The 25588-nt window shown below is 34.1% G+C and carries 19 protein-coding genes, 3 tRNA genes and 6 pseudogenes; 14 read left to right on the forward strand and 14 right to left on the reverse strand.

Annotated features, from left to right (window positions below; all coding sequences use genetic code 11):
- The first annotated feature begins 43 nt into the window (after positions 1 to 43).
- The 7 genes from OOL05_RS06305 (at position 44) to sucD (ending at position 4722) form a co-directional block, all read left to right on the forward strand.
- Positions 44 to 1183, forward strand: coding sequence for a hypothetical protein (locus tag OOL05_RS06305; RefSeq protein ID WP_179949529.1), 1140 nt, complete (start codon positions 44 to 46; stop codon positions 1181 to 1183).
- 68 nt (positions 1184 to 1251) lie between these two features.
- A tRNA-Glu gene (locus OOL05_RS06310) sits at positions 1252 to 1323 on the forward strand.
- A gap of 32 nt (positions 1324 to 1355) precedes the next feature.
- Positions 1356 to 2051, forward strand: coding sequence for a 16S rRNA (uracil(1498)-N(3))-methyltransferase (locus OOL05_RS06315; RefSeq protein WP_264730241.1), 696 nt, complete (start codon positions 1356 to 1358; stop codon positions 2049 to 2051).
- Between the two features lie 122 nt (positions 2052 to 2173).
- Positions 2174 to 2247: transfer RNA gene (locus tag OOL05_RS06320), tRNA-Pro, on the forward strand.
- A gap of 198 nt (positions 2248 to 2445) precedes the next feature.
- Positions 2446 to 2646: a 30S ribosomal protein S21 gene (gene rpsU, locus OOL05_RS06325; RefSeq protein WP_007302350.1), complete on the forward strand. Its 201-nt coding sequence runs from the start codon at positions 2446 to 2448 to the stop codon at positions 2644 to 2646.
- 30 nt (positions 2647 to 2676) lie between these two features.
- On the forward strand, positions 2677 to 3837 hold the full coding sequence (gene sucC / locus OOL05_RS06330) for an ADP-forming succinate--CoA ligase subunit beta (RefSeq protein WP_139686754.1): 1161 nt from the start codon (positions 2677 to 2679) through the stop codon (positions 3835 to 3837).
- A 3-nt stretch (positions 3838 to 3840) separates the two neighbouring features.
- The gene (gene sucD, locus OOL05_RS06335) at positions 3841 to 4722 is read left to right on the forward strand and encodes a succinate--CoA ligase subunit alpha (protein ID WP_064085491.1); all 882 of its coding nucleotides are present in this window, start codon (positions 3841 to 3843) and stop codon (positions 4720 to 4722) included.
- Positions 4723 to 4728: 6 nt separating this feature from the next.
- Here the strand turns inward: sucD and dapF are convergent, their stop codons facing one another.
- Complete coding sequence (gene dapF, locus OOL05_RS06340; protein WP_010403976.1) at positions 4729 to 5523, reverse strand: diaminopimelate epimerase; 795 nt, start codon at positions 5521 to 5523, stop codon at positions 4729 to 4731.
- A gap of 105 nt (positions 5524 to 5628) precedes the next feature.
- Between dapF and OOL05_RS06345 the strand changes: the two genes are divergently transcribed.
- The gene (locus OOL05_RS06345; protein ID WP_264730244.1) at positions 5629 to 6303 is read left to right on the forward strand and encodes a glycoside hydrolase family 5 protein; all 675 of its coding nucleotides are present in this window, start codon (positions 5629 to 5631) and stop codon (positions 6301 to 6303) included.
- Positions 6304 to 6473: 170 nt separating this feature from the next.
- Positions 6474 to 7353 (forward strand): annotated as a pseudogene (locus OOL05_RS06350) (IS110 family RNA-guided transposase); the annotation flags it as partial.
- Between the two features lie 28 nt (positions 7354 to 7381).
- Here the strand turns inward: OOL05_RS06350 and OOL05_RS06355 are convergent.
- Positions 7382 to 8200: pseudogene (locus OOL05_RS06355) on the reverse strand (IS630 family transposase).
- A 48-nt stretch (positions 8201 to 8248) separates the two neighbouring features.
- Between OOL05_RS06355 and OOL05_RS06360 the strand changes: the two are divergent.
- Positions 8249 to 9751: a latrotoxin-related protein gene (locus tag OOL05_RS06360; RefSeq protein WP_264730246.1), complete on the forward strand. Its 1503-nt coding sequence runs from the start codon at positions 8249 to 8251 to the stop codon at positions 9749 to 9751.
- 88 nt (positions 9752 to 9839) lie between these two features.
- Here the strand turns inward: OOL05_RS06360 and OOL05_RS06365 are convergent.
- A pseudogene (locus OOL05_RS06365) lies at positions 9840 to 10088 on the reverse strand (transposase); the annotation flags it as partial.
- Between the two features lie 130 nt (positions 10089 to 10218).
- On the opposite strand from OOL05_RS06365, the pseudogene OOL05_RS06375 reads away from it, so the two are divergent.
- A pseudogene (locus OOL05_RS06375) lies at positions 10219 to 11170 on the forward strand (IS5 family transposase).
- Positions 11171 to 11228: 58 nt separating this feature from the next.
- Here the strand turns inward: OOL05_RS06375 and OOL05_RS06380 are convergent.
- The 11 genes and pseudogenes from OOL05_RS06380 to OOL05_RS06430 all read right to left on the reverse strand — a co-directional run.
- Positions 11229 to 12177 (reverse strand): annotated as a pseudogene (locus tag OOL05_RS06380) (IS256 family transposase); the annotation flags it as partial.
- Between the two features lie 100 nt (positions 12178 to 12277).
- A pseudogene (locus tag OOL05_RS06385) lies at positions 12278 to 12698 on the reverse strand (IS630 transposase-related protein); the annotation flags it as partial.
- 87 nt (positions 12699 to 12785) lie between these two features.
- Positions 12786 to 13337, reverse strand: coding sequence for a 5-formyltetrahydrofolate cyclo-ligase (locus tag OOL05_RS06390; protein ID WP_010403418.1), 552 nt, complete (start codon positions 13335 to 13337; stop codon positions 12786 to 12788).
- Positions 13321 to 13950 carry a ferredoxin reductase domain-containing protein gene (locus OOL05_RS06395; protein ID WP_139686783.1) on the reverse strand — a complete coding sequence of 210 codons (630 nt, stop codon included), beginning with the start codon at positions 13948 to 13950 and terminating at the stop codon, positions 13321 to 13323. The genes OOL05_RS06390 and OOL05_RS06395 overlap by 17 nt, the downstream gene beginning before the upstream one ends.
- A gap of 33 nt (positions 13951 to 13983) precedes the next feature.
- Positions 13984 to 15111 (reverse strand): SurA N-terminal domain-containing protein, encoded by a 1128-nt coding sequence (locus OOL05_RS06400; RefSeq protein WP_264376119.1) that lies wholly within the window; start codon positions 15109 to 15111, stop codon positions 13984 to 13986.
- Positions 15112 to 15229: 118 nt separating this feature from the next.
- Positions 15230 to 15320 (reverse strand) — tRNA-Ser (locus OOL05_RS06405).
- A 98-nt stretch (positions 15321 to 15418) separates the two neighbouring features.
- Positions 15419 to 15925, reverse strand: a complete 507-nt coding sequence (gene ppa / locus OOL05_RS06410; RefSeq protein ID WP_264376118.1) for an inorganic diphosphatase — start codon at positions 15923 to 15925, stop codon at positions 15419 to 15421.
- 75 nt (positions 15926 to 16000) lie between these two features.
- Positions 16001 to 17296, reverse strand: a complete 1296-nt coding sequence (locus OOL05_RS06415) for a WD1261 family protein (protein ID WP_264376117.1) — start codon at positions 17294 to 17296, stop codon at positions 16001 to 16003.
- A 112-nt stretch (positions 17297 to 17408) separates the two neighbouring features.
- Complete coding sequence (gene mnmA, locus OOL05_RS06420; RefSeq protein ID WP_264376116.1) at positions 17409 to 18515, reverse strand: tRNA 2-thiouridine(34) synthase MnmA; 1107 nt, start codon at positions 18513 to 18515, stop codon at positions 17409 to 17411.
- 227 nt (positions 18516 to 18742) lie between these two features.
- Positions 18743 to 19810 (reverse strand): rod shape-determining protein, encoded by a 1068-nt coding sequence (locus OOL05_RS06425; RefSeq protein WP_264376115.1) that lies wholly within the window; start codon positions 19808 to 19810, stop codon positions 18743 to 18745.
- A gap of 20 nt (positions 19811 to 19830) precedes the next feature.
- A complete protein-coding gene (locus OOL05_RS06430; RefSeq protein WP_264730254.1) occupies positions 19831 to 21249 on the reverse strand; it encodes a gluzincin family metallopeptidase in 1419 nt (472 codons plus the stop codon).
- A gap of 274 nt (positions 21250 to 21523) precedes the next feature.
- Between OOL05_RS06430 and OOL05_RS06435 the strand changes: the two genes are divergently transcribed.
- The 3 genes from OOL05_RS06435 (at position 21524) to ftsH (ending at position 25486) form a co-directional block, all read left to right on the forward strand.
- Positions 21524 to 22003 carry an OmpA family protein gene (locus OOL05_RS06435; protein ID WP_007302208.1) on the forward strand — a complete coding sequence of 160 codons (480 nt, stop codon included), beginning with the start codon at positions 21524 to 21526 and terminating at the stop codon, positions 22001 to 22003.
- A 142-nt stretch (positions 22004 to 22145) separates the two neighbouring features.
- The gene (tilS, locus tag OOL05_RS06440; RefSeq protein ID WP_264376113.1) at positions 22146 to 23438 is read left to right on the forward strand and encodes a tRNA lysidine(34) synthetase TilS; all 1293 of its coding nucleotides are present in this window, start codon (positions 22146 to 22148) and stop codon (positions 23436 to 23438) included.
- A 218-nt stretch (positions 23439 to 23656) separates the two neighbouring features.
- Positions 23657 to 25486 carry an ATP-dependent zinc metalloprotease FtsH gene (gene ftsH, locus OOL05_RS06450; RefSeq protein WP_264376112.1) on the forward strand — a complete coding sequence of 610 codons (1830 nt, stop codon included), beginning with the start codon at positions 23657 to 23659 and terminating at the stop codon, positions 25484 to 25486.
- Positions 25487 to 25588: the final 102 nt, after the last annotated feature.

Consider the following 25588-nt stretch of genomic DNA (forward strand, 5'->3'; position numbering starts at 1 on the left):
AATTGTACCACAATGGTGAGCTTTTATATAGAGGGGTACAATCATGGGTATAGTAGATAGTTTTTTAATTAAATCCGCTAGAAATAGCAATATAAGAGGCGTGAGGCTAGCTTTAAGTCTTCATAATATAGTAAACAGCTTTGAAAAACTCTTTTCTAGAATTAATCCTTTTAGGAACAAGGGGTCATTTGACTTGAATAATGATCAAACTTTAAATCGAGCTTTAGAGTATGCAGTAACAAATCTTGATCATAATGTAATGACGTTACTTATTAGTGCTGGAGCAAATATTAATGAAATAAATAATAGTATAGGAAATGTAATCCTTCAATACAAAATAGCATCAGAAGCTATGCAGTACGGAGATAAGGACAGTCTCAAAGATCGTAAAGAAAAATGTTGTTTAGTGCTTGGTGAGCTAATAAAAAAAGAAAGAAAAGAAATATTGGAGATTTTGAAACAAACGGAAAGTTGTGACAAGCTTAAAGAGGAAGTAGAGCTAAAATTTAAGGCCAACTCACCTAAAAAACCTCCTAGAATTTTTGAGCATGATGATATTTTACTTTTAAAAGAGCCCATTTATGATGAGGTATATGACGCTAAGGTTAGTAACTCATTAGAAGAGTTGAGCGTATCGGAAGAATCCATTTATGCTGAAGTATATGATTTGCATAAAAGATCTACTGAAAATTTATCATTGAAAGATAGTGGTTATTCTAGTATATCAGGAGAACCTATTTATGAAGATGTAGATGATTTCTCAGAGCAAAAAAAGCCCACTAGCTTAAATCATAAAGAGCAACCAGAGCCTATTTATGCCAAAGTAGATTTATCGAAAAAGAGATCAGAAAGACAAGCAAAACATATAAAAGATAATTCTGGGACTTATCATGGATTAGTGCAGGATAAAGTGAATAATTTGCAAGTAAAACTAAATGAGCAAAGTGCTAATAAGCCAGCGAGTCAGCAAATCAAGACCAAGGCTGGCTTTAACGTAAAAGAAATAAGGCAAAATTTTGAGCGTAGAGATTCTGGATACGATTCTGGCTATGATTCAGATACAAAAGTTGAACAAAAATTAGATTTAGGATCTAAAGCTCCTAAATCTGAGATAGGTTCAGTAAGCATTGAACATGGGGTAATAGGAGGCTGTCGATATAAAATCACTGATATATCACTCTAACTGTGTGATTCAAAATAATTGAATTGACTTTATATGTATAATCGATATAACTCAGTTAGATTCAAGTCGACTCTTTCGTCTAGTGGTTAGGACACCACCCTTTCACGGTGGTAACACGGGTTCAAATCCCGTAAGAGTCACTCAAACAGAATGCAAATAACTAAAGTTTTGAATGAAAAAAATTAGGCTTTATGTTGAAGAAGCTTTATCACAAAATGTAAGTTTGGCTCTTCATCCACGACAAAGTCACTATATTTACAATGTAATGCGGCTTAAGAAGCATGATAACATCTATCTTTTTAATGGAAAGAATGGAGAATGGTTAGGAGAAGTAGTGAATATATCAAGTAAATCGACAAAAATTATAATAAAAGAACGCACTAAACAACAACAACATGAAAAAAATCTATATTTGTATTGTGCTCTGGTAAAAAGCGGCGCCTTAAGCAACATAGTAAGACAAGCAACTGAAATGGGAGTAACCTGCATTCAATTTATTTCAACAGAACGTACAGTAGTAAAAAACATTAACCTAAGTAGAGCGAAATTACAGGCAATTGAAGCTGCGGAACAATCCGGTAGGACAAGTATACCACAGATTTTTCTTCCTATTAATTTTTGTGAATTATCCGATTCCCAGAATAAAAATTTTGTTTTGTGTGATGAAACAGGTGAAGGACAACCTCCTAATAAAGTTCTAAAAGGCAAGAAAAACGTTGCTATTATTGTTGGCCCCGAAGGTGGTTTTTCATCTTACGAACTTGATTCTGCCAATAAATTTTGTCAGAAACTGAGTCTAGGAAAAAGAATTTTGAGAGTTGATACTGCTGTAGTTGCTGCATTAACCTTCACCAATTGGTATAGCTAGATTTTTTAATATGGCTAGTGCAACTTGACACTCTATATAAAGAAATCTGCATTATATTTTTCCTAAAAGAAATAAATGAAACTTGCATTTTTCCGAACTATCGATACTCTTAGTAAAGAAGTCGGGGCGTAGCGCAGCCTGGTAGCGCATTTGGTTTGGGACCAAAGGGTCGGGAGTTCAAATCTCTCCGCCCCGAGATTAGAAAAATTACAAGAGCACTGTAACCTAAAAGCAATTTTTATCAGCAAGTAAATGATTGACAGCAGAATGAAGCTTTTTTCATATAAATCACTGCATATCATATTCTATCGCTCAAGTTTATAAAATAATTGACAATGTTAATTTTCTAATTTATAAATGGATTTTGAAGTGATTACCGAAGGAGGTATAGAGTTTGATTGAAGTATCAGTCCATTATGGTGATGTAGATAGAGCTCTTCCAGTGTTGAGAAAAATAATTCAAAAGGAAGGAAGAGGGCTCAAAATGAAAAAAAAATATCACGAAAAGAAATCAGAGAAAACAGCTAAAAAAAAAGCTGAAGCAAGGAAAAAGAGGTATCAGCAAGAATGCAGAAGACAGCGTTATGGTTGGTAGTTTTTACTAAGGTTAATAATTAGTTATCTTATGAATATTCATGAATATCAAGCAAAGGAAATTTTACACAAGTTTAATGTCCCGGTACCAAAGGGTTTTGTTGCTACATCTGCAGAAGGAGTAGAAACTCAAATAAATCAACTAAAATCTGACGTGTTTGTGGTTAAAGCTCAGATTCATGCAGGTGGTAGGGGTAAGGCTGGTGGCGTAAAGCTAGCAAAGTCAACTAAAGAAGCTCAACAACTTGTAAAGGACATGCTTGGCATAACTTTAGTTACTCATCAAACAGGGCCTAGTGGACAGCAGGTAAGAAGAGTATACATTGAGGAAGGTTCAAGCATTAAAAAAGAGTACTATTTGAGTCTAGTAGTTGATCCAAAGCTCAGTAGGTTAGTATTTATATTTTCTTCAGAAGGTGGAATGGATATTGAAGAAGTGGCAAAAAATTCTCCTACAAAAATTGTGAAATTTGATATTGACCCTGCTACTGGTTTTACAAATCTTGATAACAGTAAACTTGCCAATAATTTTAATTTGAATTCAGAACAAATAGAAAGAATAACAAATATTGCAAAAAATATATATGATGCGTTTATTACAACTGATGCAAGCCAAATAGAAATTAACCCACTAGTTGAAACAAATTCCGGGGATTTTGTTGCACTTGATGCTAAAATTAATTTTGATGACAACGCTTTATATCGTCATCCAGAAATCGTGCAGCTTCGTGATTATGATGAAGAAGTTAAAGAAGAGATAGAAGCTTCAAAACATGGACTTAGTTACATCAAAATGGATGGCAATATTGGTTGCATGGTGAACGGTGCAGGTCTTGCTATGGCAACAATGGATATAATAAAGTACTATGGAGCAGAGCCTGCTAACTTTCTAGATGTTGGTGGTGGAGCAAGTAAGGAAACTGTCACTGAAGCATTTAAAATTATATTATCTGATAGTAATGTACAAGGAATTTTGGTTAATATATTTGGCGGTATAATGCGTTGTGATATCATTGCAAATGGAATAGTTGAAGCTGCAAAAGAAATAGATATTAAGGTCCCTTTAGTGGTTAGATTATCAGGCACTAACTTTAAAGAAGGAAAAAGAATTTTAGAAGAGTCAGGGCTAAATATTATTGCTGCAGACGAACTTGACGAGGCTGCACAGAAAATAGTACAAGAGGTGAAGTAGAGTATGTCTGTTTTAGTAAATAAAGATACAAGATTAATATGCCAGGGCTTTACTGGTGCACAAGGTACATTTCATTCAGAACAAGCAATTAGCTATGGAACCAAAATGGTTGGCGGTGTAACTCCTAGCAAGGGTGGAAGCACTCACCTTAATTTACCAGTTTTTAATACCGTAGCAGAAGCTAAAGAAAAAACTGATGTGAATGCTACTGTGATATATGTACCTGCTAAATTTGCAGCTGATGCAATACTTGAGGCAATAGATGCAGAGATAGAATTAATAGTTTGCATCACAGAGGGCATTCCTATACTTGACATGGTAAAGGTAAAGCACGCTCTTGCTGGTTCAAACAGTCGATTGATTGGCCCAAACTGTCCAGGGGTTATTACACCCGAAGAATGCAAAATAGGAATTATGCCAGGACATATTCACAGACGTGGACATATAGGAATTATGTCTCGTTCTGGAACTTTAACTTATGAAGCGGTAGCACAAACAACCGCTGTTGGTCTTGGTCAGTCAACATGTATAGGAATTGGAGGGGATCCTGTTCATGGTATGACGTTTGTTGACTGTATGGAGCTCTTTTTAAAAGATGACGATACTCATGGTATTGTAGTTATTGGTGAAATAGGTGGAAACGAAGAAGAGGATGTATCACATTTTGTGAAAACAGAAAAAACTAAAAAGCCAATCGTTGGTTTTGTAGCAGGTCAAACAGCACCTCCAGGAAGACGTATGGGGCACGCTGGGGCTATTATCTCCTCTAGTGGCGGAAGTGCTGGTGCAAAGTTAGAGGTTATGCGCAGTGCTGGGATTGCGATTGCAGAAACCCCTGCTGTGATTGGTAAAAAGGTGTTAGAAGTAATGAGTGTCAGTGCCTAGCCTAGGTCATAAAAACCCTATATCCCCAGTCATCAGTATATTTTTTGACCACTCAATCAGTAACTGACCTCCTGGTAAATGCACTGAAGTTTGTTTAGTAGCCAAACACTTACGAAGTATAGATGCAACAAATGCTGCACAAGCCGCACTACCACATGAAGCAGTAATACCTGTTCCTCTTTCCCAAACTCTTAAGTTTATTTCTCCAGATTTTTCTATTTGTGCAATACTAACATTTGTTTTCTGAGGAAATAATTCGTGATTTTCTAGCTTTGGTCCTAAATTCTGCAATGGTATTTCGCTTATGTTATCAACAAAAAAAACTATATGAGGGTTACCAATATTTACTGCAACTGGCTCTTTCAGCATTTCAAGCTCTATAGGTAGATAAAGGGGATCGCATTCACAAGAAAGAGGAATTTCATTCCATTTAAGCAGTGGTTTACCCATATTGACCTTTATTGATTTATCACCTACTTTAAAACATTCTAAGATACGATTATTTATCAGCTCAATAGTGATATATTCAGTACCTTTTTCTAACATTATCAAATATCCAACACAGCGTGCTGCGTTTCCACACATTTCAGCTCGACTACCGTCAGCATTGTAGATATGCATAAAGCAGTTTGCAGCATTAGACATTGTTATAATGATCACTTGATCACAACTGCCTTGATCAGCAATTTGTCTATAATTCCAGTCTAAATTATTTGCTGAACGTGAGTCTATGATAACAAAACTATTGCCAGTACCATGCATCTTTACAAACGGGATCTTGTCTGTTAGGTTACTTACCATTATAGCAAAATTATATAAGTGAAAATTTTTCTTCTAATTACAGCTGTTTTGTATTCTATAGTTTTCTGTAATGTGAGTGCTAAGTCAATACCGGAGAACAGCAAAATGCTCTTTTGGCAAACTGGAGTTAGAAAGGGAGCAAATGTTTTCAATAGAAAAGTTGATAGTGACTTAATCAAAGCAGCAAAGGAATACAAAATTGGTTTTATTCGTCTTGCTCCTGACAAATTTGAAACTACGCAACGTGACTTCCTCTTAGGCAATGCAGACAATTATCCGGGCCTGATTTCCAAAGACCTGAAAGTTCTGAAAGATGTTTTAGATGCTTTTCATCAACAAAAAATACCAGTAGTGTTAACGATGCTTAGCTTACCTGGATCTAGATGGAAGCAAAATAATAACGATAAAGATGATTTACGTTTATGGTCAGATCAAGCTTTTCAAAAACAAGCAGCAAAATTTTGGCAAGATCTTGCAAGAGAACTTAAGGACCATCCTGCCATTGTTGGATATAATATCTTAAATGAACCACATCCAGAAAGGCTTTATAATACTAACAATTCTGCCATTCATAATGTAGAACAAAGTCGAATTCAGAAAGATTTATTTAGGTTTTATAGCAGCATGGTATATAGCATCCGCCGAATTGACCTAAAAACCCCTATCATACTGGACAGCGCCGGACAGATAAAACTTGTCAAACCAAAAAGAAACTTCCTAGCTGAGTGTATGGCAAATTTTATGTATAATTTTGTAGAGAAGAGCTTTTTGCAGTTATAGCCGAACTGTGCAATGGTGCCTTAAGTGCCCGTAGGACAGCGTGGCTTTGGAGGAACAGTCGAACCACTGATTGAGCCTTTTGGGCTACCTCGATTAGAAGAATGTATAACTCAACCGTCCCAAGCTTAAGCACTTCTCAATTATGGATTATTATATAATGGAGATTAAAAATGGCAAAGTTCAAAAGTAAATTAGAGATCTAATGCAGCAGGAATCGATGTTGGCTCGGCTGTACATTATGTATGTGTACCCGAAGGAAGCGATGAACAACGTATACAAAAATTTAGCTGCTTTACGTAAGATCTCTACAACATAGCAAAATGGTTGAAAAAATGTAAAGTTAATACAGTAGCCATGGAGTCAACAGGAGTGTACTGGATTCCTTTGTTTCAAGTACTTGAATCACACGGATTTGAAGTAAAACTGGTAAACGCAAAACATGTTAAAAATGTACCTGGGAGAAAATCAGATGTGCAAATGGATTCAACAACTACACAGTTACGGGTTACTCCAAGGGTCATTTAGGCCAGATGATCAAATGTGTGTATTGCGTAGTTATGTTCGGCAACGTAAAAATTTAATTGAAAATGCTTCTACACATACTTTGCGTATGCAAAAAGCGCTAACACAAATGAATATTCAACTACATAAAGTTATAAGCGATACAACTGGTGTAACTGGAATGCAAATTATTAAAGCAATAATAGATGGTGAGAATAATCCTGAAAAATTGGCTGAACTAAGAGATGGACGAATAAAAAGTGATAAATCTGTTATTGCAAAAGCATTAGCAGGAAACTATAGAAAAGAACACCTATTTACATTAAAGCAAGAATTTGAGCTATATAATATTTATCAGGAAAAAGTAGCAGAATGTGACAGGAGCATTTAAGAATATTATAAAACATTTGAGATAAAGTCTGATGAGAGTAAAAGTTAGGTGAAGAGAAAAATAAGCACAGAAAAAGTAAACCAAACTTTGCTTTGCATGAAGAATTATATCGAGTAACTGATATAGATTTTACCAAAATTCCTGGATTGGATATACTATAGCTCTTTTCATAATAGTCCGAAAAGCTTATAGAAAAGCGGAATCAACAGCATGACGAAAAGATGTGAATAGAGGACTAGCTCTGTTTTTTATAGCAAACCAATGATGCTCAATTTTGTTAAAATCGGGAGAATAAGGCGGTAGATATAAAATTTCTGCGCCAACTCCTTTAGCAAATCTTATTAGACTTATGAAAAGTAGCATTATCAAGGATAACAGTTTGTCCAGGTTTCAAAATCGGTGTCAGAAACTGCTCAAACCATTTATTAAAGATATCCATATTACAGTGGCCTTCAAATGTTAACGGAACAACTATTTTTCTGCCGTTTAAGGCTGCAATCATACTGATTCGTTGAATTTTTTTACCAGATTTTAGAGCATAAAACCTCTGTCCCTTCTGGCAATATCCATAACTCGGTGTTATCAATGCCAGACTCATCTATATAAACTAAGTTTTGAGGTTCTTTTGTTGCTATAATTTTCAAAAATTCAGCGCGTTTTTCTTCGTTTCTTTCTTTGTATCCATATGTCTTTTTTTGCGTGTGAGTCCAATTTTTTTAAGAGCTCGATGGATCGTTGGGATACTAACATTGCTCCAAAGCTTAGCCATTTCCGATACCACCATATTTTTTAGCAAATTCAGTAAATTTATTCCAGTCAGTAATTTTGTGATTATAACCTCCATTTCCAAGTTTTTTTGACTGAAAATCTCCTGTTTCTTTTCTTCTTTGCTGCCACTCCCATAACGTAGTTCTTCCAATTTTAAATCTTGCTGCCACCGTTTCCCTGCTCTCTCCTTCTTCTAGTGCTTCCATTGCTTTTTTTATAACTATATGCTGCTGGCATCCTTACCTTCACTACTATAAAACCTTATTTTACCTCGTTTGGACTATTATGAAAAGAGCTATACTTCACAATAATCCAATCCATAACAGTCACTTAGTTGGAAATGGTGGTGAGAATGTATACGTAATTACTATAGCTTCAGGTGAGCAAAGATATGAACATAGTATTTTTTCTACACCAGAAGTAAACATCTATAATCTTGATAAAGGAAGTTCTATAAATACGTTAGATTTACGTAATGTGGTAAAAATAATACAAGGTGATTTAAAAGTGCATGTTGGTCTGCCAAAAATTTCTCAGGATGGAAGTGATTTGCTAGTTAGGTTAGAAGCAGAAATGGGACAAAGTTTTTTATTAGAAGTGCTAACAGTAAGATTAAAAGACGGTTTGGATTGGTATGAAAATCTTCATATCATCTCAAATAGTGCGCCTATGAAAATAAGTTCTGAATTAGAATTAAAACCACTACCTTTGATCTTTGACAAAGATAAAGAAATTATTGTGGTAACCGATCAAGATGTGGAGAAAGATGCTGAGCTTATCACGCCTAGAAAAGGAGGAAACAATACGTTTGTTCGTAGTAATGGTCATGATCTAATAATAACTAATGCTTTTGATTCGACTATTACTAAAGATGATTTTTGCAGTATTACACTTAGTAAATTCTATAAAACACCTAAGATGAAAACGTTATCAATAAAATTTACTGATAAAGAGATAGTATTAAAAGATCATGAGAAGGAAATAAGTGCTGCAAGATACTTGGATATTGTGAAAAGAGAGTATAAGGATCAAGTGTACGATGATGTGTTTACAGAAGTCATGTTATCTGATCAACCTCATAGACATAGGCAGCACATTAGAAACCGTAGAAGTGAGTACACAATGAGTAGTGGTACAAGACGACCATCTTCATGGATAAATGATTTATTTGGTTGGGTAAAAAGCTCTATAGGTGGGTTATTAGATTCCAAATCAAGTACTACAACTAAAAGTCCAATCTCACAAGTAGATGCAAAAATGGATGTAAATGGTACGATAATGTTACTTGATGTGCTTGTAAGAAAGTTTACGGGTAAACAATATATACCTGCAGTAGATCAATCTATACCTTTATTAGAAGCAAGAGGTTATGCACTAAATATTACACATAGATTTGAGAAAGTGTTAAATAAAACTGCTATTAAGTCAGGAATATCAGTGACAAATCTAAACTTTGATCCCATGGCAGTGCAATCAGCTATAATTGAAAAAATAATAAATGGAAAAATAACAAATAGAAGATTTTCTGAAATAGCAGAAACCCTATATTCATTTGGAAAAGAAGCATGTCCAGAATTTAAACAAACTGATAAGTTTCTAGATCATTTAAAGAGTAACTTAGAAGAAGTTTTAGCTAAGGAAGAAATTATGATACTACAGCAGAAAGTAGAAAAGCCTTCTAAAGTTTTAGGTCAGAAAGTTTCAAGGAAAGTAGAGTTATCTAAAAAGCCTGATACATTCTTAAATGGAACATCAGTAGTTAAAGGAATAAGCAGAGGGATAAATTGAGGGAACTATGAGGTCTTTTCTGCTGTAACTGTTTGATCTCATCGAAAGAAAGACGGGAGTGTTAAATAAAGTGTGTCAAACCACATTTTCAACTCAACTCAATTTTCAATCTACCAGGAAAGAAAATATCAAGCTGTGACATAGTTAATGCCCAATCACGTACAGGCATCGTCCACTTTTCTTCCACCTTTTTTATAGCACAATATACCTGTTTATACAAGGCATTTGTGCTGGTAAATGAGCCTTTGGTCTTGGTGAATTTTCTAATTTGCCTGTGTAGTCCCTCTATCGGATTAGTGGTGTAAATTACTCTCCTCATTGGATCAGAATACTTGAAACGCTAATTCTGGATGGCTTTGTTGCATAGCTAGTGTTGATTGAGGTTATTGTAAGGAGAAAAGCTTTTAAATATATGGTTACTAACGCATTTTGTTGTAAAATAGGCATTTTTCAAACAACTATAACTTATGCCACAAAAAATGAGAGTCAGTAACCAAAGAGAATATAACGAGTTTCTCAAAAAAAGAGGAAATGTTTTTCATTTTGTTAATCAAGCCATAGAAAATTGGTATGAAAACAGTCCAAAAGTTGCAGGTGGTAATAACATTTATAGTGATAAAGTTGTAATTTTAATACACATAATAATTCATCTTTTTAGAATTGGCCTGAGACAAGCTGTAGGTTTTGTAAAAGGTTATATGGTACAAATAGGCAAAAAACTTAAGCTATACACAAGCTTCCAGAAGATTTAAAAAGCTTAATTTGAAGATTGATGACCATAGAACCAATAAAGATGATTTGGAAAATATTGAAATTGCCGTAGATAGCACTAGAGTTAGTATCTACAGTAATAACGGTGGGCATAGTAAGCTTAATACTCGAAAAAGAAAATACAGTGGTTATGGTCAAGTAAGAAAATTACATGTTGTTTTAAACGTAAATGATAAGAAAGCAATAAGCATGAACTACACTAGTGGTGTTGCTGTGGACTATTTGCCGGTCTGCGATATGTTAGAGGAAGTCAGTAATAAATATAACATTTGTTCTATTCGAGCAGATGCGGCTTATGATATAAGAAGTGTGTATAAAGAATGCAGAAAATACAATATTGTGCCTATTATTCGCCCTAGGAAGGATACTAAAATTTGTTTAGCTGATTACTTATCAGAAAGAAACAAGTATATTAGTAGAATTAGGTCATATGAGAACTATGAAGATGGTATTAATGAATGGAAGAAAAAAGTTAAGTATGGAGCACGATCTTATATTGAAGTCTTTTTCTATAGGTTAAAGCAAATATTTGGGTTTGGCTTGAAAAATAAATCAGAGATAAATCGTGAAAAAGAGCTGTTAATTAAGTGCTACTTGCTAAACAAATTTACTGATATAGGTATGGCTAAATTTGAATTAGCTGCATAAATTTACTGTGATTTACATCCCTATCAGTGCTATGCAACAAAGCCATCCAGAATTAGCGTTTGAAATAACTAGACAAATTTTCCCAGTTACTCTGCCACGATTTTATAACCGTAGGGCCCATTTTTCATCCAGTTCTAGTAGATAATTCTCAGCAATTTCCTTGCTTGGTGCTTGATATACCCTCTTCAAATCACTTAAAAAGCTCTTTGTATCTTTGCTAGCCACATACTTCAATGAATTGCGTATCTGATGCACTATACATTTCTGTATTAGGAAAGACGCTGTTTATAGCTGTAGGAAAACTTTTTAACACAGGCTATTAGAATATCTTCTACACCTCTTTCCTTGAGGTCGTTTAGCACACCTAACCAGAACTTCGCTTTCAGCCAAATAGAAGCCTAATACCTCTTTTCTGCCATTCTGATCTATGCCCAATATATTATACATGCACTTGCTTACACATCGTCCGTCCTCTTTTACTTTAAAGAACCATAAAAACTATCGGATAAACTGCCTGTAAAGGACGACTGCGCCATTCGTTAATCACTGGCAATAATTTATCAGTAATACTGGATATTTCAGCAACCGATATCTTGTTGTCATAAATTTCTTCGACGTGTGACATTATGTCTCTATATCCCATACCGCTGGCAAACATGCTCAAAATCTTTGTTTCAAGTTCAGAATGTAGGCTTGTTTGCCTTTTTTTGACTATTTGTGGCTCAAAGCTTCCTTCTCTGTCTCTTGGTGTTAGCAGCTCGAATACTTGTTCGTAAAGTTTTTGAATTTTTGCCGTTTCTGCGATTATTTTCTTCGTTCCTATTATTTGATAAATGGCTTTCCATTTCACCTTCTAAACTTGCCTCTAGCAGCTTCTTTATCAATGGTGTTAGCGCTCCATCTCTTCCGGTAAGTGGCCTACCTTCTCGTATAGATGACAGAATATTTGACTCTAGTTCTTGATAGTCTACTAATCCAACATATTTATTTGCCATTTTTTCACTCATGTGTAAAACCTCCGTTTTATATTAATTGTAATATTTTACTTTTCGGTTTGACACACTTTATTTAACACTCCCGTCCTTTCTGGCAATACCCATAGGTTCAGTGTCCAGACTCATCTATATACACTAATTCTTTAGGTTCTTTTGTTGCTATAACCTTTGAAAATTGAGCTCGCTTTTCTTCATTTCTTTCTTTATATCCGTAGGTCTTTTTTTTCTTGTGAATCCTATATTTTTAAGTGCTCGATGAATTGTTTGTCTACTAATATTGCCCCAGCATCTCTGACTGAGTTTTGCCACCTTGCTCATTTGCAAATTCGGCAAATGCATTCCAGTCGGTAATTTTATGCCACGCTTCCAGGCTTTTTTGACTGAAAATCTCCCGTTTTCTCACGTCTTTTCTTCCACTCATATAAAGTTGTTTTTCCGATCTTAAATCTCTTGGCAACAGTTTCTCCACTCTCTCCTTCATCCAATGCTTCCATTACCTTTTTTCTTAAGTCATAACTATATGCTACTGGCATCCTTACCTTCCACTACTATCAATCCATATCTTACTCTTTTTGGACTATTATGAGAAGGGCTATACTATCAGAAAGAGGGAGACTATGCTACTCCTTTCTATCCACTTTTTTGAGCAATCCACTTCTACATCTAACACACATCTCAGTGATTATAATATCCAATTTTTGATCATGTTTTTCTACAGGTAAATTTTTACAATATTGCTTTTCATAGGCTACACCTATAAATATTTTTCCAAGTGGCCGTAATTTTTTTATCATTTCATCATACCAACCACCGCCAAAACCTAACCTATTAAAATGATCATCAAAAGCAACAATAGGGGTAATGATTGTGTCGGGAATTATATCTTCATCTGCTTTATTCCATTCCTCAAATTTTAATAACTTATTTTTATTAGGAATTGCTACTTTATATCCTAAATCGAGTAAATGATGCATCAAAGGCACAACATTAATTTCTCCGTCTGTTGGAATGTACGCTGCTATTGTTTTACCTTTAACGCAACTTAAGTTTTTGTTAAAGAGATTAATAAGAGAATTTGCTGCATAACTAGAATAACTTTCATCAACATCTTTTCTTATGGTTCTATATTGCTTCCTTAGTTCCTCTTTGTGCTGTTTAGTGTCTTTGAACATGTTCTATCCATTTTGCAGTGAGCTTTTCTTGTAAACTATTTTGCTTCAAGCGCTCACTTAAAAAATCAAAGTCAACAAGCTCCATATCCTGGTCTTGATTACTGCAACTATAAACAAAACTTATTTCTCCTGTTTCCTTATTTATGTGTTGCTGAATACATTGAGCGCAGATTTCTTTCATCATGCACTGCATAGGAGAGTTAACTGATGATATTGCTATGTGTTTTGGTTTCAGATATGGCTTTAAAATTGTTTTTCTAGCTTCATTTACAGCTTTCATCATTTTATCAGAACCAATAGTGATGATTTTATCTATAGTGTTTAAACTAATAGTAATTTTACCTAACTTTCCTTGCTGATATGAGCTTATTGCATTAACTATATTACCATGAAAGGATTTATCCTGATCTCTACTTGTTTCTATCAATCCTTCTTCACATGCCCAAATTACTGCACTTGATGCACGTTCTATCAGTGCTCGTTTAAATACATCACTTAATTTTTTATAGCCAGCGAAATATAAAACCTTATGATTGTTTTCAAGACATGCCTTCCCTATCGAAAATAACACTGCATTTCCAACTCCACCGCCAATGAGCATTATATTCTTCATAAACTTTTTATGGAGTAGAAAACCTCTCTAACTTCAATTAAACTGATAACTAACAGCTGCATTTTTACGCATATTATCCAATAACAGGTTGCTTTGTATCATAATCTTTTGTTGATACATTTCCTGTTTGATTGCTTCTATATCCATTGCATTATTTTTGATATCACATAACATCATCAACTTTGCAGTGCTATTTTCTCTTAATTCTACTATTTCATTCATATTTGTTTTACTAAATAAAATCTGTAAATCAGGATTTAAATTTCGCATTTTTATTTCAAACTCTTTTACGCTTGGCAACTTGAAATCATCTGCTAACTTGTCAAAATTTAAACAACTGACCTTTTGCTCCTTAAAATTAGAGAGTAAACTTTCTGAACCTTCAACTACAACCTGTTTCAGTTTTAAAGTACTTTTCAGCATTGTATGATTAAGCTGTACTTTATCTATGACTTTTATAACAGAGTAACCTTCGCTTAAACTAACCGGACCTGCTACATCACTGATTTCTAATCCTTCCAAAACGTCCTTGAGTTTACCTTTTAGCTGACTTAAATTAACGGTTGCTTTGCTCATCTTTATTGAAGATTCTGGATTATTACTGCTACGCAATTGTTTTATTAAATCTTCAGCCATCTTCTGATCAGGAATTACAAACTCCTGAAATGTAATAAGGTAGTCAGGTTTCTCTTTTTGTTTTCTTACATCGTCCACTTCTTTATCGCTGATATTGACAAGTGGCACAATTCCTACTTCAATAATCTTGTTCCACAGTAGCTGACACTTTACTTGTTTTTCTAGGGTATTGAGATCTATATTATGCTTTTTTACGTATTGATCAACTTCATCAGCCTCAAGTTTTAAACTTTGAGTTAAGAATAACGTGACAGCATTATTTAACTCCTCGTTACTCAATTCTATATTCATCTTCTGTGCTTTGCTGACAATGATAATTTCGTCTATTAACTGTCTTAGAATTTGAGATTTTACCTCTTTTTGATTAATCTTCTGAGTGCCAAGCAATGAATTTATGAAGTTTATACGTCTTTCGATATCTAAATTTGAAATTGGCTCACCATTTACATCTGCAACAATTTCAATCTCAGTTGCAAGTAACCTAAGCGGCAGCATTATTAATATCAAAATTAGTATTTTATGCATATAAAATTATTTAGCTAATAACTAATTCTATAATAAATACTGAATAAACGCTAGCTAACTTTTTAATAATTAAAAAAGAGGATGAAATTACTGTAATGAATACCTAAACAATAATATACGGAAGGAGAGGGATTCGAACCCTCGATACGACTTTTCAATCGTATAACGGTTTAGCAAACCGCCGCCTTCAGCCGCTCGGCCACCCTTCCAAATTATTACTATAATATCAAGACCTTTACTGCCTGTCTAATGCTTTTAACCGCAACATAAAAAACAACAATATTTTTCTGAGCAGCTCTAATGCAAACTAATTTCTACTTTTTTCAATGATTTTTTTTGCTTTTTCCACATCAGCCCATTCTCCAACTGTTACCGTTTTTCCCTTTTCTAAATCTTTATAATGAGAAAAGAAATGAGAAATTTTATCTAGTAAGTTTTTAGGTAAGTCAGAATAGTTTTTTATATTCTCATAATAGCTATCAACACTGGAGATAGGTACGGCTAATATTTTTTCATCCTCTCCTTTTTCATCTTTAGTGAGCAATGCACCTATTGGACGCACTGATATCAAAACCCCAGATGCTAAAGGAAATTGAGTTATTACCAAAACATCTACAGGATCACCGTCACCTGCACAGGTGTTTGGTACAAATCCATAGTTGCAAGGGTAAGTCATTGAGGTGGACAAAAATCTATCAACTTTTAATAAACCAAGCTCTTTATTAAATTCATACTTTACAGGCTCAGCATTTGCGCCTATTTCAATTACCACATTCACCGCATTTGGTCCCGCTGTTATTTTACTTAAATCCATAAATTACCTCTTAACTTAAGAATAAGCATTATACAATATGTGCTTTTAAGTTGCCACATTTATGTAGTTCTGAGCTTATTTTGCATGGAGCGGTTCTAATTTTTTCTTCCGCACATCATCGACTGTTGAAAGTGGTGGTTCCTGTGGTGGTTTCAATAATTGAGATAAGGCATATACTATTACGATAGTAAGTACTGCAGCAACTATGAAATTGATGAGATTATTTTGTGGCAAAATATTTGTTATTGAGTTGAATAACTTTTGCTCCATAAAGAAATAATCAGCAGTATATAATCCAATAGACAATATAAACATACCTAAAGCTAATTTACAAAATGTGTTTTTATGATTTTTGTTTTTTTTGTTACTGATAGTAGAGTTTAGTCTGCATTCACTTTGTGGCACTGAGTAATACGTATTCTCAGGGTTTGTTACTAATTGTTCAAATGCATCACTATTTTGGTTTTTTAGTAGTTGCTCTAGAGTACGTTTGATATTTTTAGGATATAGAGAATCTTGACTGTCTTGCTCTCTTGCAGCTGTAAATGTCCCGTTCAATTCACTTATACCTCTATAATTAAGTGTATACTTGGTGAATCCATTTCTATACGGTAACTCAATTTTTCTTAATACGTTTATTAACTGTAAGATGTAACTGTAATACAGTGGTGTGTTGATTACTCTAGCTTTCTCATTAATATATTGATTGAGTGATAAAATATCTCCATTTCCAGTACATGTAGAAAATATACCATAACTAGAAAATAGTAATGCTATGTCTTTATCTATTTTTATACTGTGAATCGAGTAATAATGATTTATTACCTCTTTACATAAGCTAAACTCTTTATCAAATTCATTTGCATAGCTTATTTTGAGTAACTTTTTAACATTATTGAGTACTTGTTTCTCAAAGTCATCATTATTGTTAAATAGAGCTTCACCTTTCGGATTTGCTAGAATATTAAAAAGCTTTAGTTTTTTTTGATCTTCTGTCAATTCTACTTGATCTACAATTTCCCTTAGCAGTTTCTTCGAAGTGTCACAAAGAGTAGGTATTTTTTTACTTTCAACTGCAGCATATATTTTATCAATTACTTCTTGAGTATTGAACTGAGCATTTTCTGCAAGAACTCTATAAGCTTGAACATAAATTAAAAACAATCCTTGTAGACTAAATTTTAAGTTAAAATATTTATCTAATGGCTCTTGTTCTTTTTTATTAATGAATTCGGATAGACCTATATGATTTCTGCAATCCATGCAATGATGTAAGTCAGCATGTTGAAAACTGCCCAAACGAATAAATGCGGCCTCTAGTAAATTGCCCTTACCAACAATTTTTATTAACTCTTCAACTTCTTTAACCATCCCTCTAGTCCACAATATAATAATTATCTTTATAGTATAAAGAATATAGGATAAAACAGCAATAAATTTTATTGTATGTTTACATTCTGCATTAAAAAATTAAACCACCAAGTTAGGAGCATATCCAACCTCCACCTATAACTTGTTCGCCCTTATATGCTACACAGGCTTGACCTGGACTGATGCCAAAGTAATCGTCGTTTAAAATTACACAGGCTTTGTTCTTTTCGTCAGTTGAATATATTGTCGCTAAGCTTCCTGCATGTGATGACCTAAGCTTCACAGTTACTTCCATGCCTTCTTTTGGTTGTTCTAACCAATTTAACTCTTTGACCAATATCTTTTTTTGCATGAGCGCATTGATTGGACCCACTACAACCTCATTATTTTCTGTATTAATTCTTATTACATAAAGAGGCTCACTGTGTGCAATGCAGAGGCCTCTTCTCTGGCCCACTGTAAAATTTACTATGCCGTTGTGCTCACCTAGCACTTTTCCATGAATATCTACTATTTTACCTTTCTGTACAGATTGTGGAGCTAATTTAGCTATTGTTTTACTATAGCTTTCGGAAACAAAGCATATATCTTGACTATCCGGCTTTTCAGAGATTTGTAAGCTAAAATATTTTGCTAATTTTCTTATATCACTTTTATAGAACTCACCTAGTGGAAATCGCAAAAGCTTTAACTGCTCCTCAGTTGTAGCAAACAAAAAATAACTTTGATCTTTACTTTTATCAATACTTCTGCACAACTTTACCTCACCATTTTCTTCTAATCTTCTTACGTAATGTCCTGTTACGAGCACATCCGCACCAAGATTTTTTGTGACTTGCAATAGATCACGGAATTTTACTGTTTGGTTACATCTTACACATGGTATGGGGGTTTCCCCACGCATATAGGTATTTGCAAAATCCTCTATTACTTCCTTTTTGAATATTTCCTCGTAGTTTAAAATATAGTGGGGAAAGCCAACACTTTCAGCCACGTATTTGGCATCATAAATATCCTGTCCAGCACAGCATGCACCCTTTCTCGCATTACCATCACTGCCATAGAGCTGAAGAGTCACACCTATCACTTCGTACCCAAGGTTATACAGCAGTGCTGCAGCAACGGAGCTATCAACTCCCCCGGACATTGCAACAATAGCCTTAGTTTGATGCGGAGCTTTATCTTTTAATAAAGGTTCAATTTCAAATTCTTTTAGCATATAATTTATAAACACAAACCTGGTGTCAAGCACTGGAATCCAGTTTCTATTACACAATTTCATCGAAACAGCGTACTTATTTGTAGTCAAGTTCCAGTGTCAAGCGCTGGGATGACACCCCTTCCTGCTGGAAGTTGCCTTTAAATTACTTGGTGCGTGACACTGGGATCTCATTTATATTACATAATTCCATCAAAACAATTCGATAAACTGCCTTCAAAAACAATTTAATCTTGCTTGAATAAAACATGGCCAAAATAGTCCATGTTTTCAAGTACTTTTCCGCTACCCAGGGCAACACAACAAAGTGGATCATCTGCAACACGAACTGGTAATTTTGTTGTTTCACTAATAACTTTACTCAAGTTGCGCAATAACCCACCTCCACCAGATAAAATTATTCCTCTATCAACTATATCAGAAGAAAGTTCAGGTGGAGTACTCTCCAGTGCAGTTCTAATAGCAGAAATTATCTGATGTACAGGCTCTATTAGGCTCTCTGCAACTTGATATTCTGATAAAAGCATTTCTTTTGGCATACCACTCACTAAATCCCTGCCTTTAATTATCATTCCCTCTTTGTTGTTTTCAACTGGCAGACTGGCTGAACCGACGCTTTTCTTAATTTTTTCAGCAGTTGTTTCGCCAATCAATAACTTATGATTTTCACGAATGTATGACTTTATTGCCTCATCCATAATATCGCCACCTACTCTGGCAGAACGTGAATAAACAATTCCACCTAAAGAAATAATTGCAACTTCAGTTGTACCACCTCCTATGTCAACAATCATAGAACCTTCAGGTTCGGTAACTGGAAGTCCAGCCCCAATTGCTGCAGCCATTGGTTCTTCAATTAAGAATACTTCATTTGCACCAGCACTTTCTGCTGCATCTTGTATAGCACGCCTTTCAACTGGGGTAGATCCAGATGGAACACATATGATAATATTAGGCTTATTAACAGTGAATCTTGTGTTTGCGCTGCGTATGAAATATTTTAACATTTCTTCCGCGCTTTTAAAATCAGCAATAACTCCGTCTTTCAAGGGCCTTATCGCTTCTATTTCTCCAGGTGTTTTTCCGAGCATCATCTTAGCTTTTTTGCCAAAAGCATAAGGAACGTAACTTCCTTTTTCTTTTACTCTTGCTACAACTGAGGGTTCATCAAGCACTATCCCCTGACTTTTCTGATAAACTAAAGTATTTGCAGTACCAAGATCTATAGCAATATCGCTAGCAAATAAACCTTTGAAAGTAAAAAAATTTCTGATTAAATTCTGAACAAAACTCATACACAACTCAAGAAAACCATTTATTTAGACAAATTATACTTTTCAGATAAGTAACTAGTGTAGCACTCAATATCTAAATCCCTACCTGTTACCTTTTTTAGCTGTTCCAAAAAGCCATAATTTGCACTATATACATTTTTAGAGAACCAATCGATAAGTAAACTGAAATCTCCTTTTACTATAGAATCTAAAAATTCGTAATGATTTTTCTTAATGAAAGAAAAAAACTGCACAGCAGCGATTAACGCTATGACTTTAATAGGAAAGTAGCCTATAACACCACTTATCCAATACTCATCTTGAAAATAAGTGTCTAGCTCATTTTTAGCTTTTACTGAAATCTTGTAATGCTTCATACCTTCCAACCATTTATCGTGTAGATCTTTAACTTCTAACGTACCATTTATTAGATCTTGTTCTAATTTAGTTCTTAGCATAATGTGAGCCAATAAACTAAATTCATCCGCATTCTTCAAAAAAGATGAAAGATTTACTTTATTGAAAATCAAATACAAATTTTCAACACTACTATTAATTTTGCCTTTTGTAGAAAGTTTCTCCTTTATGTGTGGTTGAATGAACTCAATAAATTCTCTGGATGTTCCAATGATCCTTTCCATGAATAACCCTTGAGTTTCATACATAATATGTTTTGTAATTGAGCTCTTTATAGAATTTTGCGCTAAACATTTTTGATGAATTGCATAACCAGTATGCCGTAAAAGTAAAAATAAACCATAACAAAGGTCAGATTCATCTGAATCGATAGAATCGTAATAAGAAATGGAAATCTCATTTGGTGTAACACTCATTTGCTGTAAGAATAAGGAACCAAGTTCAATCTGTCTCTGAACCGTAACTTTTTGTATATTAGTAACCTTATCCTTCTTCTGCTTTTGAGTTACTTTCTCTACATTTTCACTAAAAAATTTACCTAGCTTAGGAAATATTTCCTTTATGTTCTTTTCTGTGATATTAGAGTCATAGTCAGCAAGCAATGACTCATAGTTTGAGCGCTTTAATTGCTGCGATTTTATAGAAGCTGCTTCACGAGTAAGCTTAATTAGGTTAGTAAAGCATTCTTTCAGCTTTTCTAAGTTACTAATTTCAGAATTAGTTAGCCTCCATAAGTTTTGGCATTCAATCTTAGCTTTGGACAAAGATTTTACTAAATCAACAGGAATAGCACTACTGCTTTTGTATATCCCCTCTATTAACTTTAGCTGCTGAATATTTGCACTCTTTTTATTCCTAAGAGCATTTGCTAATGATTCCTTTATTGCATCATGAGAGATAATTTCATGTCTGATTTCCTCTAGAAGACACATTTGTTCAACTTTGTCCTCTACATTCAATTGGCTTTTGCTTAGTAGTTTTAGTGTGTTTTCGATATTCCTTACCTTATGTAATACTTCCTCTAAAAACTTATAAGATCTCATTTTTATTCATTGCTTTGAAACATCTGCTTAATATCGTAATAGATTAATAATAAAGTTAAAAGTATATTTGCTTAAAGTACAATAAAAAATTGTATTTTTATTCTTTTATTGTACTTCATTGCTAAGAATTGAGCATCTTATCAGAAAATTAATTATAAGATTGTAAAGAAAACATTTAGTATTTTATTTCCCTTGACTCTATTCTAGTATAGAGGGATTATTAGTACTAAAATTAAAATTACGCACTATATTTTAAATTTATGGAGGTTTAGTGATGTGGAGTAGACTGATTATAATGTGTTGTTTTTGTTTACTGCTTACTGGTGTAAGTTCTTGCCCTAAAAAAGGAGTAAATACGACAAATAAAATGAATGCTGTTGTTAAGCAGATAGGTGATAAAAGAGTTTTCTTTGGTTATGATGAATCTAGTATCAGTGAAGTGAGTGCAGATGCATTACTTGACGTGATGGAAGTGTTACAAAATAATCCTGACGCAAAGGTCACTTTAACTGGTCATACTGACAATCGTGGTTCTCACGAGTATAATCTTGCACTAGGAGCTAGAAGAGCAGATGCAGCTAAAAAATTTATGGTCAGCTGTACACCTTATCTAGAAAATAGAATAAAAACTGCTTCTAAAGGTGAAACTGAGCCTTTGGTTAATGTAAAAGATGATTCTAGAAATTCTAAATATGAAAAAGAGCATGCTAAAAATCGTAGAGTGGAATTTTCATTTTCTGGAATAAAGAAGTAGTTTCTTGCATTAAAACCTGGATCCCAGTGTTAAGCACTGGGATGACAAAAGAGAGCAATTCCGCTGCTTGTTAGCGGGATCTATATATACCACAAATAAGTCGCTGTATGACGTAGAGACTATCTGGCCATCAAGAAACATAATGAAATTAGAGTTATTATTTCAAAATATAGCTAATAGCTTTGCTTTCCATAACCAAATCGCAGTTGCAGTATCAGGTGGTGTAGATAGTATAGTCTTACTGCATTTAATGACTAACTGGGCAAAAAAAAACAAGCTTTCACTTCCTATAGCATTAACAGTAAATCATGGGTTACGTTCAGAGTCTCAAAAAGAAGCTGATTTTGTTATAAGTTATGCAAAAGAACTTGGAGCAAAGGAATCGTTCATATTAAATTGGGAGAAGCAAAATATTAAAGGTAATATTCAGTTACAGGCACGAAAAGCACGATATAAGTTACTAGCAGAGTGGTGTAAAAACAATAATGTTAAATGTTTGCTCGTTGCTCATCACAAAGATGATCAAGCAGAAACGTTCTTATTAAGATTGGAGCGAGGTAGTGGAGTAGATGGATTATCATCAATGGATTACAAATCTTTCTTAAATGGTATTTATATATTTAGGCCGTTGTTAAATTTTAGTCGTAGTGAAATAGAAAAGTACGCTAATCTTCACCGGTTAAAATGGATCGAAGATAGAAGCAATTATGACTTAAAATACAGACGAACTTTATACCGTAACTTACTTAAAGCAAGTGACAATCAAGAGATTTTAACAGAGCGAATATGCCTCACAGCCCTTCATATGAAAAGAGCTGCAAAAGCGTTGATGCACTACACACGCCTTGCACTTAATGACTGCGTTAATATTCATGATCTTGGTTATATTGAAATTAAACTAGATGAACTTTATAAACTGCCAGAGGAAATAGCTTTAAGGCTTCTTCTTTATTCTATAATGGCAATTGTCAACAAGCACTATAAACCAAGGTACCGTAGCCTTATCGCAATATTTAATAGAATATTGCAACAAAATAGTGATGTTAATTGCACACTCTATGGATGCAAAATAAGAAAATATGGAGAAAGTATTTTGATAATGAGAGAATCGTCAAATATACAGGAAATTACTGTACACTTACCATTAAATGGTTCTATTGAATGGGATAACAGGTTTAGCTGCACAATATTTGGAGATGAGGAGTGTTCAGTAACTATTGCTCCGCTAAAAAAAACACAAAAAATCCCTGAATTTCTAAAAAATTATGATTATTGCTCTGAAGTTTACTATTCTTTGCCTACAGTACAAAAAGATGGAAAGATGTTTGCTTATCCATGTATGAAACATAATAGTAAGAGCACTAGTGATGATGAGATTAAATATTTTATTTCTAGTATAATAAAGGAAAATTTGCTAAAGTTAACTGATATTTAATTAAGGATTACAATGAGTGGGGCAAGATTTTTTAAATTTGTAATTATTTTTCTAAAGTTTACTACTCTTTTCCAACAGTGAAAAAAATGGAAAGGTGGTTGCTTATCCTGATGTAAATTATAACGGAGAAATACGGTGATGATAAGATTCGATGCATTATTAATAGCATGATAAAACAAAATTTGGTAAGCTTGATTAGTGTTTAATTAGAAATGTAAATGAAAAAATTTTTAGAAGGCTTATTGATCTGGTTAGTGATTATTGTTCTTATTTCAGTTGCTTATATTCAATTTAGCGGAAGTATAGGTAAGAGTAAAACAACCATACCTTTTTCAGAATTTTTAACTAGACTAGAAGATAATGATATAGAAAATATTACAATAAGAAACCAAAGCATCGAAGGGAAGTTTAGGGATGGGTCAGCCTTTAACTCAAGTGGTGTTATATATAGTGACTTAATAAAAAGTTTGCATGATAGGAAAGTGAAGTTCTCCTTTTCAATTGGAGACTCTGCAATAGGTATAATTGGTGGATTACTTATTCAATGGGTTCCGACCCTTATCTTTATCGGTTTATTACTTTTCCTTTTTAAACAAACGCAAGCAGGAGGTAATAGAACTATAAGCTTTGGCAAATCAAAAGCTAGGCTTATGACTACTGGAAAAAAAGTGACATTTGATGATGTTGCTGGGATTGATGAAGCAAAAGAAGAGTTGGTTGAAATTGTTGATTTTCTTAAACAAAGGCAAAAATTTCAAGTGTTAGGTGGGAAGATACCAAAAGGATGCCTTTTAATTGGTTCCCCTGGAACTGGTAAAACTCTACTTGCTCGTGCAATTGCAGGTGAAGCTAATGTACCGTTTTTTAGTATTTCTGGATCTGATTTCGTTGAAATGTTTGTCGGTGTTGGTGCAAGCCGTGTCCGGGATATGTTTGATCAAGGTAAGAAAAATGCTCCTTGTATAATTTTCATAGACGAAATAGATGCAGTAGGTAGGCATCGCGGCATCGGTCTTGGTGGCGGTAACGACGAAAGGGAACAAACATTAAACCAGTTACTGGTTGAGATGGATGGTTTCGAGTCTAATGAAGGTGTGATAATAATTGCTGCAACTAACCGTCCAGACGTCCTAGATCCAGCACTACTTAGACCTGGTCGTTTTGACCGACAGATTACTATTTCTTTACCTGATATAAATGGGCGTGAGAAAATATTAAATACGCATATAAAGAAAATATCGATAGCACCAGATGTAAACGTAAAAACAGTTGCGAGGGGAACGCCAGGTTTTTCAGGGGCTGATCTAGCAAATTTAGTGAATGAGTCTGCGCTTATTGCTGCAAGAAGAAATAAGAAAATTGTTACCATGGATGATTTTGAGTATGCACGTGATAAAGTGATGATGGGCATGGAAAGAAGGTCCTTAGTCATTACAGAAGAAGAAAAAAAGCTTACTGCTTACCATGAAGCTGGTCATGCAGTAGTTTCAGTTAATATGCCTGCTTCTGATCCTATACACAAAGCAACAATTATTCCACGTGGTAGAGCACTTGGTTTAGTTATGAGACTACCAGAAACAGATAGAGTGTCCCTCACAAGAGAAAAGATGCTAGCAGATATAACTGTTGCAATGGGTGGGCGTGTGGCAGAAGAGCTAATTTTTGGCTATGATAAAGTCACAAGCGGTGCATCTTCAGATATAAAACTAGCATCAGATTTATCACGTTCTATGGTGACAAAATGGGGAATGAGCGACAAAATAGGTCCGATCTATCATAATCGCGAACAAATCACACATGATTCTGAGACAATTTCTGAAGATACGTTAAGACTTATAGATGAGGAAGTAAAGAAAGTCGTATTTTCTTGCTATGAAAAAGCAAAAGACATTTTAACCAAGCGTAGGAAAGACTTGGAGCTCATTGCTGAAAATCTACTGGAGTTTGAAACTTTAACAGGAGATGAAATAAGAGACATATTAAGTGGAAAAAAAATTGTTAGAAATGAAAATGAAGGTAAAGAAGAGATAAGAAGATCCTCTCTCTAATAAGATCTGGCTTTATTTAACCGCTAAAACAAAAATTTTTAATTAATTAGCTTAAGTTATAAGATCATAGTTAAGCCGATGTATTTTATAAATGGACTTTTT

The organism is Wolbachia endosymbiont (group B) of Episyrphus balteatus (assembly GCF_947250575.1).
Lineage (GTDB): Bacteria > Pseudomonadota > Alphaproteobacteria > Rickettsiales > Anaplasmataceae > Wolbachia.